The 15,928-nt window shown below is 56.9% G+C and carries 11 protein-coding genes; 5 read left to right on the top strand and 6 right to left on the bottom strand.

The features are described from left to right. Position 1 precedes the first annotated feature (1 nt). The 3 genes from ABLX76_RS15260 (at position 2) to speD (ending at position 3,019) form a co-directional block, all read left to right on the top strand. Positions 2-1,192: an FKBP-type peptidyl-prolyl cis-trans isomerase N-terminal domain-containing protein gene (locus ABLX76_RS15260; RefSeq protein ID WP_243806043.1), complete on the top strand. Its 1,191-nt coding sequence runs from the start codon at positions 2-4 to the stop codon at positions 1,190-1,192. A gap of 147 nt (positions 1,193-1,339) precedes the next feature. After that, positions 1,340-2,200 carry a polyamine aminopropyltransferase gene (speE, locus tag ABLX76_RS15255; RefSeq protein ID WP_004204376.1) on the top strand — a complete coding sequence of 287 codons (861 nt, stop codon included), beginning with the start codon at positions 1,340-1,342 and terminating at the stop codon, positions 2,198-2,200. Positions 2,201-2,224: 24 nt separating this feature from the next. Further along, positions 2,225-3,019, top strand: a complete 795-nt coding sequence (gene speD, locus ABLX76_RS15250; RefSeq protein WP_004204375.1) for an adenosylmethionine decarboxylase — start codon at positions 2,225-2,227, stop codon at positions 3,017-3,019. A 155-nt stretch (positions 3,020-3,174) separates the two neighbouring features. Here speD and yacL read toward each other — a convergent pair whose 3' ends face one another. Together yacL and acnB are read right to left on the bottom strand one after the other, a co-directional pair. Further along, positions 3,175-3,537 carry a protein YacL gene (gene yacL / locus ABLX76_RS15245; protein WP_004204373.1) on the bottom strand — a complete coding sequence of 121 codons (363 nt, stop codon included), beginning with the start codon at positions 3,535-3,537 and terminating at the stop codon, positions 3,175-3,177. A 187-nt stretch (positions 3,538-3,724) separates the two neighbouring features. Next, positions 3,725-6,322 carry a bifunctional aconitate hydratase 2/2-methylisocitrate dehydratase gene (acnB, locus tag ABLX76_RS15240; protein ID WP_004204372.1) on the bottom strand — a complete coding sequence of 866 codons (2,598 nt, stop codon included), beginning with the start codon at positions 6,320-6,322 and terminating at the stop codon, positions 3,725-3,727. A gap of 431 nt (positions 6,323-6,753) precedes the next feature. Here acnB and ABLX76_RS15235 point away from each other — a divergent pair, with 431 nt between their 5' ends. Both ABLX76_RS15235 and ABLX76_RS15230 read left to right on the top strand, forming a co-directional pair. Further along, the gene (locus ABLX76_RS15235) at positions 6,754-8,388 is read left to right on the top strand and encodes a DUF3300 domain-containing protein (protein ID WP_348874772.1); all 1,635 of its coding nucleotides are present in this window, start codon (positions 6,754-6,756) and stop codon (positions 8,386-8,388) included. A gap of 11 nt (positions 8,389-8,399) precedes the next feature. Then, positions 8,400-9,206 carry a DUF2950 domain-containing protein gene (locus ABLX76_RS15230; protein ID WP_262962715.1) on the top strand — a complete coding sequence of 269 codons (807 nt, stop codon included), beginning with the start codon at positions 8,400-8,402 and terminating at the stop codon, positions 9,204-9,206. 44 nt (positions 9,207-9,250) lie between these two features. Here the strand turns inward: ABLX76_RS15230 and ABLX76_RS15225 are convergent, their stop codons facing one another. From ABLX76_RS15225 to aceE, 4 genes are all read right to left on the bottom strand, one after another. Continuing rightward, complete coding sequence (locus tag ABLX76_RS15225) at positions 9,251-9,535, bottom strand: hypothetical protein (RefSeq protein WP_044521032.1); 285 nt, start codon at positions 9,533-9,535, stop codon at positions 9,251-9,253. 164 nt (positions 9,536-9,699) lie between these two features. Beyond that, entirely contained in the window at positions 9,700-11,124 is a 1,425-nt protein-coding gene (gene lpdA, locus ABLX76_RS15220) for a dihydrolipoyl dehydrogenase (protein WP_002888731.1), read from the bottom strand. A 206-nt stretch (positions 11,125-11,330) separates the two neighbouring features. Then, the gene (aceF, locus tag ABLX76_RS15215) at positions 11,331-13,229 is read right to left on the bottom strand and encodes a pyruvate dehydrogenase complex dihydrolipoyllysine-residue acetyltransferase (RefSeq protein WP_023291997.1); all 1,899 of its coding nucleotides are present in this window, start codon (positions 13,227-13,229) and stop codon (positions 11,331-11,333) included. A 14-nt stretch (positions 13,230-13,243) separates the two neighbouring features. After that, positions 13,244-15,907, bottom strand: a complete 2,664-nt coding sequence (aceE, locus tag ABLX76_RS15210; RefSeq protein ID WP_023291996.1) for a pyruvate dehydrogenase (acetyl-transferring), homodimeric type — start codon at positions 15,905-15,907, stop codon at positions 13,244-13,246. Between the last annotated feature and the right edge of the window lie 21 nt (positions 15,908-15,928).

Below are 15,928 nucleotides of genomic sequence, written 5' to 3'. Positions count from 1 at the left end.
GTTGGTCAACCGGCTGGCGGCGGCGGAAAAAGAGAAGCAGACCGCCCTCGACCAGGTCAAAACCCTTAACGCCGATAAGCAGTCTCTGGCTAACCGGCTGGCGGCGGCGGAAAAAGAGAAGCAGGCTGCTCTCGACCAGGTCAAAACCCTTAACGCTGATAAACAGCCGCTGGTCAACCGGCTGACGGCGGCCGAAAAAGAGAAACAGGCCGCCCTCGACCAGGTCAAAGCCCTTAACGCCGACAAACAGCCGTTGGTCAACCGGCTGGCGGCGGCGGAAAAAGAGAAGCAGACCGCCCTCGACCAGATCAAAGCCCTTAACGCCGATAAGCAGTCGCTGGCTAACCGGCTCGCCGCGGCGGAGAAAGCGCCATCGAGCCGCGCCGATGCCGCCGTGGCGGCAAAAGATGAGCCCCCCGAGATGGCGGCCATAGTGGCGGCCTATCGCCTGCAGGCGGACAAAGATAACGCCCAGCTGCGGATGAAAGAGGATGAAATCCAGCTGCTGCGGACGCAGCTGACGGTCCCGCCGAGAAATACCACCGGCAAAACCGCCGCCAAACTCAGCGCGCCAGGTGAACAGCAGGCTTACGCCATCGGCGCCTCGATGGGTACAGAGGCGCTTAACGTCCTCACGACTCGTCGCACTCAGGGAGTTAACGTCGACGCTGGCCTGGTGCTGCAGGGCATCGAAGATGCTTTCAGCGGCCAGCTTCGCCTCGGCGAACAGGAGCGTAACAAAGCGCTGTTTGACATTTCACAGCAGGTTTTCCAGAACCTGAATAAAATCGAGCAGAAAAACATCAGCGCCGGTCAGAAATACCAGCAGGCGTTTGCGCGCAAAAAAGGTGTGGTCTTCAAAGAGGGCGTCTACAGCCGTATCGATTACCCGGGTAAAGGAAAGATTAGCGGCAACGATCTGGTGACCGTGGTGATCAAAGAGATGCTGACGGACGGAAAGGTGATCAATGATATGGAGACGAAAGATCAGGCGCTTACCCAGAAACTGGATGCCTATCCCCCGGTATTTCGCGGGCCGCTGAAGCGCCTGCAGAACCACGGCTCCGTGACGCTGGTCGTCCCGCCCGACAAAGCCTATGGCAGTAAAGGGTTGCCACCGAAGATCCCCCCAGGCGCGACCATGGTCTATTCCGTGCGAATAGTGGATAGCCAACCCGCGCCGGCAAAATAGCCCTGACTCCCCACCGCCCTCTCCGGGCGGTGCTGTTATTCCTGCCGCATTGCTGCAATAACCGCCGTGCATCCTCATCTATAGTTGTCTATGATGTTGCACTCGTTTTACGGGTGTAACAGATGTTAACGAAGGAGGAGCCTCACCGTGGCCGATAATCCACTGTGGCATGAAACGCTGCATGACCATTTTGGTCAGTACTTTAGCGTTGATAACGTGCTGTACCACGAAAAAACCGATCATCAGGATCTGATCATCTTTGACAACCGCGCCTTTGGCCGGGTGATGGCGCTGGATGGCGTCGTGCAAACCACCGAACGCGATGAGTTTATCTATCACGAAATGATGACCCACGTGCCGCTGCTGGCTCACGGCAATGCCAAGCATGTCCTGATCATCGGCGGCGGAGATGGCGCGATGCTGCGCGAAGTCTCTCGTCATCGCAGCATCGAAAGCATCACCATGGTGGAAATCGACGCCGGGGTGGTCTCATTCTGCCGCCAGTACCTGCCCAACCATAGCGCCGGCGCCTATGACGATCCGCGCTTTACGCTGGTGATTGATGATGGCGTCAATTTTGTTAACCAGACGACGCAAACGTTTGATGTGATCATTTCGGACTGTACCGACCCTATTGGCCCGGGGGAAAGCCTCTTCACCTCGGCTTTTTATGAAGGCTGCAAACGCTGCCTGAATCCGGGAGGGATTTTCGTTGCGCAGAACGGCGTCTGCTTCCTGCAGCAGGATGAAGCGGTCGGTAGCCATCGCAAACTGAGCCACTATTTTCGCGACGTCAGCTTCTACCAGGCGGCGATTCCGACCTATTACGGCGGGATAATGACCTTTGCCTGGGCGAGCGACAACGAGGCGCTGCGCCATCTTTCCAGCGAAATCATTCAGGCGCGCTTTCACAAAGCCAACCTGACCTGCCGTTACTACAATCCGGCAATCCATACGGCGGCCTTCGCCTTACCACAATATCTGCATGATGCTCTGTCCGCACCGTGAAGCGAAATAAGGGGGTGAACTAAATTGAAAAAATTGAAGCTGCACGGCTTTAACAACCTGACCAAAAGCCTGAGTTTTTGTATCTACGATATTTGTTACGCCAAAACGGCAGAAGAGCGCGACGGCTACATCGCCTATATCGACGAACTTTATAATGCCAATCGCCTGACAGAGATCCTGAGCGAAACCTGCTCTATTATTGGCGCTAATATCCTGAATATCGCCCGCCAGGATTATGAACCCCAGGGCGCCAGCGTGACCATTCTGGTAAGCGAAGAGCCCGTCGACCCGCGGCTTATCGACCAGACCGAACACCCCGGCCCGCTGCCTGAAACCGTGGTCGCCCATCTCGATAAAAGCCATATCTGCGTGCATACCTATCCGGAGAGCCACCCGGAAGGCGGCCTGTGCACCTTCCGCGCCGATATCGAAGTCTCTACCTGCGGGGTTATTTCACCGCTCAAAGCGCTGAACTATCTGATCCACCAGCTGGAATCGGACATTGTGACCATTGACTACCGCGTGCGCGGCTTTACCCGCGACATCAATGGGATGAAGCATTTTATCGATCATGAAATCAACTCAATTCAGAACTTTATGTCTGACGATATGAAGTCGCTGTATGACATGGTCGACGTCAACGTTTATCAGGAAAATATCTTCCATACCAAAATGTTGCTTAAGGAGTTCGACCTTAAGCATTACATGTTCCATACCCGACCGGAAGAGTTGACCGCTGAAGAGCGCAAGGTCATTACCGACCTGCTGTGGAAAGAGATGCGCGAGATTTACTACGGCCGCAATATTCCTGCCGTGTAATGCCTCAAATGCCCGGCGGCGATTTTGCGCGCCGGGCCTGGGTTCTGCGCCGGCGGGTAGCGGGGGAAAGGTACTCGTCGCGACCGGAGATGTGCCCTGCGCACGCGACGCTTAGCCGGGCTACGGTTTTCCGCAGCCCGGCGCAAAACGAGTCATCAACGCTGCTGCATAAACTCACGATAGGCGGCAACCACCTGCAGGAAATCCTCAACACCGCACAGAGAGAGGCTTTCTTCGTCGTAGTAGCTCATCCCCTCTTCGATTTCGTCGCCGGAAAATTCCAGCTGATTGGCGCGGATCATCACCTCTTCGCCATCCAGCCACAGCGTATATTCATGTCCGGCACGCTGCCAGGAACGTTCACTGCCTTTCACGGTGCGCGCAGCCTGCTCCACTTCGTCAAGCAGAGCAAGATTGTCTTTCACCTCCTCGTTGAACCAGTGGCCAATCGCCTCGTGATCCATCGACATTCGCACCTTTACCACTCCGGTAATATCGCGCAGAAATTCGTAGTCCATCGTCTTTTCCTCTGCAAGGGCAATGCGTCACCGCTGCACTGTACCCATGGAGTAATTATCGCAGCAGACCGAAAGAAAAAAAGCGTAACAGGCAGGAGGTTTGGAAATAAAAATGCCCGGTGATGCAATGTTCACCGGGCATTGGGGAGTTTGTAGCCAAACGGTCAGCCAGGCTGACCGACTGGTTTTACACCGCGGTCTGGAAGATCACGCCGTCAGCTTTTTCAGTGTACTGATCCAGCTGGTTGAAGTTCAGATAGCGATAGGTATCTTCCGCTGTCTTATCCACCTGCGCCACGAAGGTCTGGTACTCTTCCGGCGTCGGCAGTTTACCGAGCAGAGAAGCCACCGCTGCCAGCTCGGCAGAGGCCAGATAGACGTTAGCGCCGGTACCTAAACGGTTCGGGAAGTTACGGGTAGAGGTGGAAACCACCGTCGCACCGTCGGCGACGCGCGCCTGGTTACCCATACACAGGGAACAGCCAGGGATTTCGATACGCGCCCCGCTCTTACCAAATACGCTGTAGTAACCTTCTTCGGTCAGCTGCGCGGCGTCCATACGGGTTGGCGGCGCCACCCACAGGCGAGTCGGCAACTGGCCTTTGTGGCTGTCCAGCAGCTTACCGGCGGCACGGAAATGGCCGATGTTGGTCATGCAGGAGCCGATGAACACTTCGTCGATTTTCTCGCCCTGTACGTCAGACAGCAGGCGGGCATCGTCCGGATCGTTCGGCGCGCACAGAATCGGCTCTTTGATATCCGCCAGATCGATGTCGATCACTGCCGCGTATTCCGCGTCAGCATCGGCTTCCAGCAGCTGCGGATCCGCCAGCCATTTCTCCATGCCCTGGATACGACGCTCCAGGGTACGGCGGTCGCCGTAGCCTTCGGCGATCATCCACTTCAGCAGGACGATGTTGGAGTTCAGATACTCAACGATCGGCTCTTTGTTCAGCTTGATGGTGCAACCTGCAGCAGAACGTTCAGCGGAGGCATCGGTCAGCTCGAACGCCTGCTCCACTTTAAGATCCGGCAGACCTTCAATCTCAAGGATGCGGCCAGAGAAGATGTTTTTCTTACCTTTCTTCTCAACGGTCAGCAGGCCCTGCTTGATGGCGTACAGCGGGATCGCGTGGACCAGGTCGCGCAGCGTAATGCCCGGCTGCATTTTACCTTTGAAACGCACCAGCACCGATTCCGGCATATCCAGCGGCATCACGCCGGTCGCGGCGGCGAAGGCCACCAGACCAGAGCCCGCCGGGAAGGAGATACCGATGGGGAAACGGGTGTGGGAGTCGCCGCCGGTGCCCACGGTATCCGGCAGCAGCATGCGGTTCAGCCAGGAGTGGATCACGCCATCGCCCGGACGCAGCGAGACGCCGCCGCGGTTCATAATGAAGTCCGGCAGAGTATGATGCGTGGTGACGTCAACCGGCTTCGGATAGGCCGCAGTGTGGCAGAAGGACTGCATCACCAGGTCAGCGGAGAAGCCCAGGCACGCCAGGTCTTTCAGTTCATCACGGGTCATTGGACCGGTGGTGTCCTGAGAACCGACGGAGGTCATTTTCGGCTCGCAGTAGGCGCCCGGGCGGATACCGGCAACGCCGCAGGCGCGGCCAACCATTTTCTGCGCCAGCGAGAAGCCGCGGGTGCTTTCCGCTACGTCTTTCGCCTGACGGAAGACATCGCTGTGCGGCAGACCCAGCGCTTCACGTGCTTTGGTGGTCAGGCCGCGACCGATGATCAGCGGGATACGGCCGCCGGCACGAACTTCGTCGATCAGCACATCGGTTTTCAGCTCGAAGCTGGCCAGCAGTTCGTTGGTCTCGTGATTACGCACTTCGCCTTTGAACGGGTAAACGTCGATGACGTCGCCCATGTTCAGGTTTGACACATCCACTTCGATAGGCAGCGCGCCCGCATCTTCCATGGTGTTGAAGAAGATTGGCGCGATTTTGCCGCCCAGGCACAGACCGCCGCCGCGCTTGTTCGGCACGTTCGGGATATCGTCGCCCATAAACCACAGCACCGAGTTGGTGGCCGATTTACGTGAAGAGCCGGTCCCGACCACATCGCCGACGTAGGCCAGCGGGTAGCCTTTCTGCTGCAGGGCTTCGATCTGTTTGATCGGGCCAACCACGCCCGGCTGATCCGGTTCAATGCCTTCGCGGGCGTTTTTCAGCATCGCCAGGGCGTGCAGTGGGATATCCGGACGCGACCAGGCATCCGGCGCCGGAGACAGGTCATCGGTGTTCGTTTCGCCAGTGACCTTGAAAACGGTAACGGTGATTTTCTCTGCCAGCTGCGGGCGGTTCAGGAACCACTCAGCGTCGGCCCAGGATTGCATAACCTGTTTAGCGTGCTCGTTACCCGCTTTCGCTTTCTCTTCCACGTCGTAGAAGTTATCGAACATCAGCAGAGTATGGGACAGCGCTTTCGCGGCAATCGGCGCCAGTTTCGCGTCGTCCAGGGCATCGATCAGCGGGTGGATATTGTAACCGCCCTGCATGGTGCCCAGCAGTTCAACGGCTTTTTCAGGGGTAACCAGGGGGGAGGTCGTTTCGCCTTTGGCGATCGCGGCAAGGAATCCAGCTTTAACATAGGCGGCTTCGTCGACGCCCGGCGGTACACGGTTAATCAGCAGGTCTAACAGGAATTCTTCTTCGCCCGCAGGCGGGTTTTTCAGCAGTTCTACCAGCGCGGCCATTTGGGTTGCATCTAAGGGTTTGGCAACAATCCCCATGGCGGCACGCTCAGCTACGTGCTTACGGTATTCTTCTAGCACGACGGTTCTCCTCGCTTCTCATTGTCATAATGCGGCCTACACCTCTTCAATCAATCTGCTTCGGTATTGGCAGTTTGCCGCCTTGACGCATCTTGAAGGATTTAGTGGCTGGGCGATTTTCTTCACGCTCCTGTGAGACAGCAGTTTGTAGGGTAAATGCCCGATACCGCGTCGGCAGCATAGCAGGATTTTTGAAAGGTGTTAATCTGTTTACAAAAAAGCAACATTAAAATTTAGCTGAATCGTTAAGGGCAGGATATTGCAGGCTTTCTGTTCAAATCCCGCGACAAAAATTCCTTTCCGCGTACAACGCCATGGGCCGATCCCAACAATCATCAATAAAAAGCCATACCGCTTACTTATACTCTGCAAACGCGCCGTTTTCGCCGATACTTTAGCGAGATGGGTTACTTTTTGGGTCAGGAGCTTCTATGTCACTGCCGTTCAAACCCCATATTATCGCCCTGCTCTGTAGCGCTGGCTTACTCGCGGCGGCGGGAACACTCTATGTGCAAAGCCGTACTCCAGAGACGGTCACTCAGCCGACGGCGCAGCCTGCGCCAGCGCCAACGCCAGCCGCACCCGCCGCCGCGCAGCCGGTGGCCGCCACCTACACCCAGGCGCAGATTGACCAGTGGGTTGCCCCCATCGCGCTCTACCCGGACAGACTGCTGTCGCAGGTGCTGATGGCTTCCACCTACCCGGACAACGTCATGCAGGCGGTGCAGTGGTCCCAGGATAACCCCACCATGAAAGGGGATCCCGCCGTTCAGGCAGTTGCCAGCCAGCCATGGGATCCCAGCGTCAAATCGCTTGTCGCTTTCCCTGCCCTGCTGGCGATGATGGGCGAGAATCCGCCTTGGGTGGAAAATCTGGGTAATGCGTTTTTGGCCCAGCCGCATGATGTGATGGACTCGGTGCAGCGCCTGCGTGCCATCGCCCAGGAGACAGGGACGCTGAAATCCACGCCGCAGCAAAAAGTGATTGTCGCCGCAGCGGCGCCTGTGCCGGCCACCACTTCGAAAAGTAGCACCGTATCAACGTCAAGCACTACCGCGGCGGCGCCTGCGCCGACCCAGGTCATAAAAATAGAACCGACCGACCCGCAGGTGGTCTATGTTCCCAACTACAACCCCTCCACCGTCTATGGTACCTGGCCGAACAGCGCCTATCCTCCGGTCTATCTGCCGCCCCCTCCCGGGGAGCAGTTTACCGATAGCTTCGTCAAAGGCTTCGGTTACAGCCTGGGCGTGGCGACCACCTGGGCGCTGTTCAGCAGCATCGACTGGGATGATGATGATGACTACCACCATCACGATGACGACTACCACCGCGGGGATTACTCGCATAATGGCGATAACATCAATATCAATGTGAATAATTTTAACCGCATTACCGGACAAAACCTGCCGGGCGACCACGTAAACTGGCAGCACAATCCCGCCTATCGCGGTCACGTGCCATACCCCGATAATACCGTCGCCCAGCGCTTTCATCAGACCAACGTATCCGGCGGACTGAGCGCGACCCAGCATGCGCCGGTCGATCGTGAGGCGCAGCGCCAGGCGGCAATGACCCAGCTTCAGCAGCGCAGCGCGTCGACCGCCACGGCAGGCAACCTGGCGGCAAACACTCCCTCGCGCGATGCCCAGCGTCAGGCGGCCTCGGCGCAGTTGAAACAAGCCACCCAGCGCAGCAACTACCGCGGTTACGACAGCGCGCCGACATCAACCCAGCAGCGTCGAGACGCGGCGAAAGCGCAGTTGAAAAACCCGACGCCGCAGCAACAGCAGCGTAGGGAAACCATTAAGAACCACGAGCAGAATGCTACACCGCAGCAGCAACAGCGCCGGCAGCAGCTCCATTCCGCCACGCCCGCCCAGCGTCAGCAGACGGTCAATCATCTGCGCGCCAGCGCCCTTAGCGGCAACGAAAGCCGCGCCCCCTCCTGGCAAGCGCAGCAGGAACGGGGACGACAGAGTCGTCAGTTTTCCAGCGTAAACCGCGAGCAGCGCGACGGCGCCAGAGAGCGTCTTTCTGAACACCATGAACTACGCCGCCGCTGAGGATGAGCAGAATGAGAAACCCATTACCTATTGCCCTGTTCACGTTAATGCTGTCACCGCTTGCCGCCTTCGCCCAGCAGCAATATGCCACCCCCGAGCAGGCCGCGAGCGCGCTGGCCGAGGCGATCGGCCAGCAAAATGACGCGGCGCTGAGCGAGGTGCTTGGCGATAACTGGCAGCATTTTTTACCCCCCGACGGGATCGACCCCACTGCCGTCGACCGCTTCCAGCGCGACTGGCAGGTGAAACATGTGATTGTGCAGCAGGGTGATAACGCCTGGCTCGACGTTGGTAGCGAAGCATGGCGCCTGCCCATCCCCATCGTCAAATCATCCCAGGGCTGGCGCTTTGATATGGCCGCTGGCGAAGAGGAGATCCTCACCCGCGCTATCGGCCGTAATGAACTGTCGGCAATAGCCGCCATGCACGCCTACGTTGACGCCCAGCAGGATTACTATCAACTGAACCACCGCTGGGCGCAGAAAATCATCAGTAGCGAAGGCAAAAAAGATGGTCTGTACTGGCCCACCTCGCCGGGCGAAGCGCCAAGTCCGCTTGGGCCCGCCTTTAGCCCGACGGTACCCGGCAGCGGCTACCATGGCTACCGCTTCCGCATTATCACCGGTAAAGATGAGCAGAGCGTCGCCTTGCTGGCATGGCCGGTGGCGTGGGGGGAAACCGGCGTGATGAGCTTTATGATCGATCAGCACGATACGGTTTATCAGGCCAATCTCGGTGAAGAGAGTGCGGCAAAGGCCCAGGCGATAACGCGCTTTGCCCCCGACGCTGACGCCGGCTGGCAGGTGGTCAAGCCATAAAAAAACGCCCGGTTACGTATACGCAACCGGGCGTTTTCATTCACTTAGCCCTGGTGGGGCATCAGAGACGGATCGCCGGCAAAGGCTGGTTTCGTACTGGACAATGCCGCTTCGTCAGCGCTGATGCTGCCGGAATTCGCCGCCCATACCCCTTCACTGGTCTTCGTCACCTGCTGATGCTGGGCATTCAGATCCTGGCCCATCGCCGCGATATGGGTCGTTTCCGTGCCGCCGCTGTTATCCGCCCATGGAATCGTGGCGTCAGCCGCGCAGGCTACACCGGATAAGCACGTTGCTGCGACCAGCGCACTGGTTAAAAAGCGTTTCATCACACACCTCATCGATATCGTTAACTACCTATAAGTTTACTGAGTGACTATTTACAAAGTATGTATGAGGTGTAGCGGTTTATGAATAGCGACATAGTTCTAAACATCAGGCATAAAAAAAGCGGCTCCGGGAGCCGCTTATGCTTTTTGCCTGAAAGAAAAAGTTACTTTTTCTTCGCTTTGGCGTTCGGCAGGTCGGTGATGCTGCCTTCGAAGACTTCTGCCGCCAGGCCAACAGACTCGTGCAGAGTCGGGTGAGCGTGGATAGTCAGCGCGATGTCTTCAGCGTCGCAGCCCATTTCGATAGCCAGGCCGATCTCACCCAGCAGCTCGCCGCCGTTGGTGCCGACAATCGCGCCGCCGATAACACGGTGGGTCTCTTTGTCGAAGATCAGTTTGGTCATACCGTCTGCGCAGTCGGAAGCGATAGCGCGGCCGGAAGCCGCCCACGGGAAGGTGGCGGTTTCGTAGCTGATGCCTTTCTCTTTCGCTTCTTTCTCAGTCAGGCCGACCCATGCCACTTCTGGCTCGGTGTAGGCGATGGACGGGATCACTTTCGGATCGAAGTAGTGTTTCAGGCCGGAGATAACTTCAGCGGCAACGTGACCTTCGTGGACGCCTTTGTGCGCCAGCATCGGCTGACCGACGATATCGCCGATAGCAAAGATGTGCGGCACGTTGGTGCGCATTTGTTTGTCAACGCGGATGAAGCCACGATCGTCCACTTCCACGCCCGCTTTGCCTGCGTCGAGGTTTTTACCGTTCGGTACGCGACCGATAGCCACCAGTACGGCGTCGTAACGCTGTGCTTCCGCTGGCGCTTTTTTGCCTTCCATGGAAACGTAAATACCGTCTTCTTTCGCTTCAACGGCAGTCACTTTGGTTTCCAGCATCAGGTTGAATTTCTTGCTGATGCGTTTAGTGAAGACTTTCACCACGTCTTTATCGGCCGCCGGGATAACCTGGTCGAACATTTCAACCACGTCAATCTCTGAACCCAGCGCATGGTATACGGTACCCATTTCCAGACCGATGATACCGCCGCCCATGACCAGCATGCGTTTCGGTACGGATTTCAGCTCCAGGGCGTCGGTGGAGTCCCATACGCGCGGATCTTCATGCGGGATAAATGGCAGTTGAATCGGACGGGAACCCGCCGCGATGATGGCGTTGTCGAAGTTGATCACGGTTTTGCCGTTTTCGCCTTCCACTTCCAGGGTGTTAGCGCCGGTGAATTTACCCAGACCGTTAACCACCTTCACTTTACGCCCTTTGGCCATGCCAGCCAGACCACCGGTCAGCTGAGTGATGACTTTTTCTTTCCAGGTGCGGATCTTGTCAATGTCAGTTTTCGGTTCGCCGAAAACGATGCCGTGTTCGGCCAGCGCTTTCGCTTCTTCGATAACTTTTGCCACGTGCAGCAGCGCTTTAGAAGGGATACAACCCACGTTCAGGCACACCCCACCGAGGGTGCTGTAACGTTCTACGATGACGGTTTCCAGACCTAAATCAGCGCAACGGAAAGCTGCAGAGTAGCCTGCAGGACCTGCCCCAAGTACCACGACCTGAGTTTTGATTTCAGTACTCATCATGACCTCTGTAATTTATATCCGGCGGGTCTGACGCTATTATTCTTACGCCCAAGTCCACCGGGACGTTCTATCCGCGTGTATTTTACAAAATTGTTAACAATTTTTAAACAACAAACGGCAAACGATTTTGTCCTTTGTTGCTGATAATCCCAAACAGCCTGAGGTTATCAGAAAAAAGCCGGCCGTCAGGCCGGCTTTTTCGATTACATCACCAGGCGGCGAATGTCGCTCAGGGTGTTGTTGATGATGGTAATGAAGCGGGCACCATCAGCACCGTCGATCACGCGGTGGTCGAAGGACAGAGAGATCGGCAGCATCAGACGCGGCACGAACTCTTTACCATTCCATACCGGCTCCATCGCGGACTTAGACACGCCGAGGATGGCCACTTCCGGCGCGTTAACAATCGGCGCGAAGTGGGTCGTACCCAGGCCGCCGATGCTGGAGATGGTGAAGCAACCGCCCTGCATTTCTCCCGCCGTCAGTTTGCCATCGCGCGCTTTCTTCGAGATGGTGGTCAGCTCACGAGACAGCTCGGTGATGCTCTTCTTGTTCACGTCTTTAAAGACCGGAACCACCAGACCGTTCGGGGTATCAACCGCCACACCGATGTTGATGTATTTCTTCAGCGTCAGGCGCTGACCATCTTCGGAGAGCGAGCTGTTGAAGCGCGGCATCTGCTCGAGCGCAGCGGCCACGGCTTTCATGATGAAGACAACCGGGGTGAATTTCACGTCCAGTTTACGCTTCTCAGCTTCGGCGTTCTGCTGCTTACGGAACGCTTCCAGATCGGTGATATCGGTTTTATCGAAATGGGTAACGTGCGGGATCATGACCCAGTTACGGCTCAGGTTAGCACCAGAGATTTTCTGGATACGGCCCAGCTCCACTTCTTCGATTTCGCCGAACTTGCTGAAGTCAACCTTCGGCCATGGCAGCATGCCCGGGATACCGCCGCCAGCGGCAGCCGCCGGTGCGGATTCAGCGCGTTTAACGGCTTCTTTCACGTAGGCCTGAACGTCTTCGCGCAGGATACGACCTTTACGGCCGGTGCCTTTCACTTTCGCCAGGTTAACGCCGAACTCGCGCGCCAGGCGGCGAATCAGCGGAGTCGCGTGAACGTAAGCATCGTTTTCAGCGAATTCGGTTTTGCCTTCTGCTTTCGCAGCCGGTGCGGCGGCAGGCTTAGCGGCCTGAGCCGGTGCAGCAGCCGGTGCCGGTGCAGCAGCCTGAGCCGGAGCGGCGGCAGGCGCAGCGCCTTCCACTTCGAAGACCATGATCAGGGAGCCGGTTTTGACTTTATCGCCGGTGCTGATTTTGATCTCTTTGACGGTGCCCGCGAACGGCGCCGGCACTTCCATAGACGCTTTGTCGCCTTCGACGGTGATCAGGGACTGCTCTGCAGCCACTTTATCGCCGACTTTCACCATCACTTCGGTGACTTCAACTTCGTCGCCGCCGATGTCCGGGACGTTAACGTCTTTCGCGCCGGCAGCAGCAGCCGGTGCCGCGGCAGCCGGAGCGGCAGCCTGTGCCGGAGCGGCCGCAGGCGCAGCGCCCGCGACTTCGAAGATCATGATCAGGGAGCCGGTGGACACTTTATCGCCGGTGTTGATTTTGATCTCTTTCACGGTACCCGCGAACGGCGCTGGCACTTCCATAGAGGCCTTATCGCCTTCTACGGTGATCAGGGATTGCTCAGCGGCGATGGTGTCGCCCACTTTAACCATGATCTCGGTGACTTCAACTTCATCGCCGCCGATATCCGGGACGTGCACTTCTTTCGCTGCCGCGGCGGCGGCTGGCGCAGCAGCGGCCGGAGCGGCTTCTTTCTTCTCTTCCTGCGCAGGTGCAGCGGCTGCTGCACCCTCGGCGGAATCGAAAATCATAATCAGTTTGCCAGTCTCGGTTTTGTCGCCGACGGAGACTTTAATCTCTTTCACGACGCCAGCCTGCGGAGACGGGACTTCCATAGAGGCTTTATCGCCTTCTACGGTGATCAGCGACTGTTCAGCTTCTACTTTGTCGCCAACTTTGACCAGGATCTCGGTGATTTCAACTTCATCAGCCCCGATGTCCGGTACTTTGATTTCGATAGCCATTATTCTTTTACCTCTTACGCCAGACGCGGGTTAACTTTTTCTGCATCGATGTCGAATTTCGCGATCGCGTCAGCGACCACTTTCTTATCGATTTCACCACGTTTAGCCAGTTCGCCCAGCGCTGCAACGACCACATAGGAAGCATCAACTTCGAAGTGGTGACGCAGGTTTTCACGGCTGTCGGAACGACCGAAGCCATCGGTACCCAGTACGCGGTAATCGTCAGCCGGTACGTAGGTACGAACCTGCTCGGCGAACAGTTTCATATAGTCAGTGGATGCCACAGCCGGAGCGTCGTTCATCACCTGAGCGATGTACGGCACGCGCGGGGTTTCCAGGGGGTGCAGCATGTTCCAGCGTTCGCAATCCTGGCCATCACGCGCCAGTTCGGTGAAGGAGGTAACGCTGTACACGTCAGAGCCCACGCCGTAGTCTTTCGCCAGGATCTGCGCTGCTTCACGGACGTGACGCAGGATAGAACCGGAGCCCAGCAGCTGAACTTTACCTTTGCTACCTTCGATGGTTTCGAGTTTGTAGATACCTTTACGGATACCTTCCTCGGCGCCTTCCGGCATCGCCGGCATGTGGTAGTTTTCGTTCAGGGTCGTGATGTAGTAGTAAACGTTCTCTTGTTTCTCACCGTACATACGCTCCAGGCCGTCATGCATGATGACCGCCACTTCGTAGGCGTAGGACGGATCGTAAGAGATACAGTTCGGGATAGTCAGAGACTGAATATGGCTGTGGCCATCTTCGTGCTGCAGACCTTCGCCGTTCAGCGTCGTACGACCGGAAGTACCACCGATCAGGAAGCCGCGAGCCTGCTGGTCGCCTGCCTGCCAGCACAGGTCGCCGATACGCTGGAACCCGAACATCGAGTAGTAGATGTAGAACGGGATCATCGGCAGGTTGTTGGTGCTGTAAGAGGTCGCCGCAGCCAGCCAGGATGCGCCTGCGCCCAGCTCGTTGATCCCTTCCTGCAGGATCTGGCCTTTTTCGTCTTCTTTGTAGTAAGCAACCTGCTCACGGTCCTGCGGGGTGTACTGCTGACCGTTCGGGCTGTAGATACCGATCTGACGGAACAGACCTTCCATACCGAAAGTACGCGCTTCGTCGGCGATGATCGGCACGAGGCGGTCTTTGATGGATTTGTTCTTCAGCATCACGTTCAGGGCACGAACGAACGCGATAGTGGTAGAGATCTCTTTATTCTGCTCTTCCAGCAGCGGGCGGAAATCTTCCAGCGTCGGCAGCTCCAGCTTCTCAGTGAAGTTCGGCTGACGGCTCGGCAGATAGCCGTGCAGTTTCTGACGCTGAGCGTGCAGATAGGTGTGCTCTTCGGAACCTTCCGGGAAGGTTACGTACGGCAGTTTTTCCAGATCGGCATCGGCAACCGGCACGTTGAAACGATCGCGGACGTAGCGAACGCCGTCCATGTTCATTTTCTTAACCTGGTGAGCGATGTTCTTACCTTCAGCAGTATCACCCATGCCGTAACCTTTGATGGTATGGGCGAGGATGACGGTCGCTTTGCCTTTGGTTTCCTGCGCTTTCTTCAGTGCAGCGTAAACTTTCTTCGGATCGTGGCCGCCGCGGTTCAGAGCCCAAATCTGCTCGTCAGTCCAGTCGGCAACCAGCGCGGCGGTCTCCGGATATTTACCGAAGAAGTGCTCGCGCACATAAGCGCCGTCTTTGGATTTGAAGGTCTGGTAGTCACCGTCAACGGTTTCTTCCATCAGCTGAATCAGCTTACCGCTGGTGTCTTTACGCAGCAGCTCATCCCAACGACCGCCCCAGATAACCTTGATAACGTTCCAGCCAGCGCCCGCGAAGATGCCTTCCAGTTCGTTAATGATTTTGCCGTTACCGGTGACCGGGCCATCAAGACGCTGCAGGTTACAGTTGATAACGAAGACCAGGTTGTCCAGCTTCTCACGGGTCGCGATGGTGATCGCGCCTTTAGATTCCGGCTCGTCCATCTCACCGTCGCCCAGGAACGCGTAAACGGTTTGTTTGGAGGTGTCTTTCAGACCACGGTGTTCCAGATATTTCAGGAATTTAGCCTGATAAATCGCCCCGATTGGGCCCAGGCCCATAGAAACGGTCGGGAACTGCCAGAATTCCGGCATCAGTTTCGGGTGCGGATAAGAGGACAGACCTTTACCGTGAACTTCCTGACGGAAGTTGTTCATCTGCTCTTCAGTCAGACGACCTTCCAGGAAAGCACGCGCATAAACGCCCGGAGAGATGTGACCCTGGAAGTACACCAGGTCGCCGCCATCCTGCTCATTGCGTGCGCGGAAGAAGTGGTTGAAGCACACTTCGTAGAAGGTTGCGGAAGACTGGAAAGAAGCCATATGGCCGCCCAGTTCGAGATCTTTTTTCGATGCGCGCAGAACGGTCATGATGGCGTTCCAGCGGATCGCAGAACGGATACGACGTTCCAGATCCAGATTACCCGGATATTCCGGTTCATCTTCAACGGCAATAGTGTTTACGTAACCGCCGGTCGATGCGCCAGCAGCCACTTTCACCCCGCCTTTGCGGGCTTCAGAAAGGAGTTGGTCAATAAGATACTGAGCGCGCTCAACACCTTCTTCACGGATGACCGATTCGATCGCCTGTAGCCAGTCGCGAGTTTCGATCGGATCCACGTCATTTGGTAAACGTTCTGACATGGGGGGTATTCCTTATCTATC

The organism is Klebsiella sp. JB_Kp004 (assembly GCF_040065795.1).
In the GTDB taxonomy this organism is placed as follows: Bacteria; Pseudomonadota; Gammaproteobacteria; order Enterobacterales; family Enterobacteriaceae; genus Klebsiella; species Klebsiella quasipneumoniae.
The sequence above is the reverse complement of the archived record's forward strand: the minus strand, read 5'-3'. Positions and strand labels throughout refer to the sequence as shown.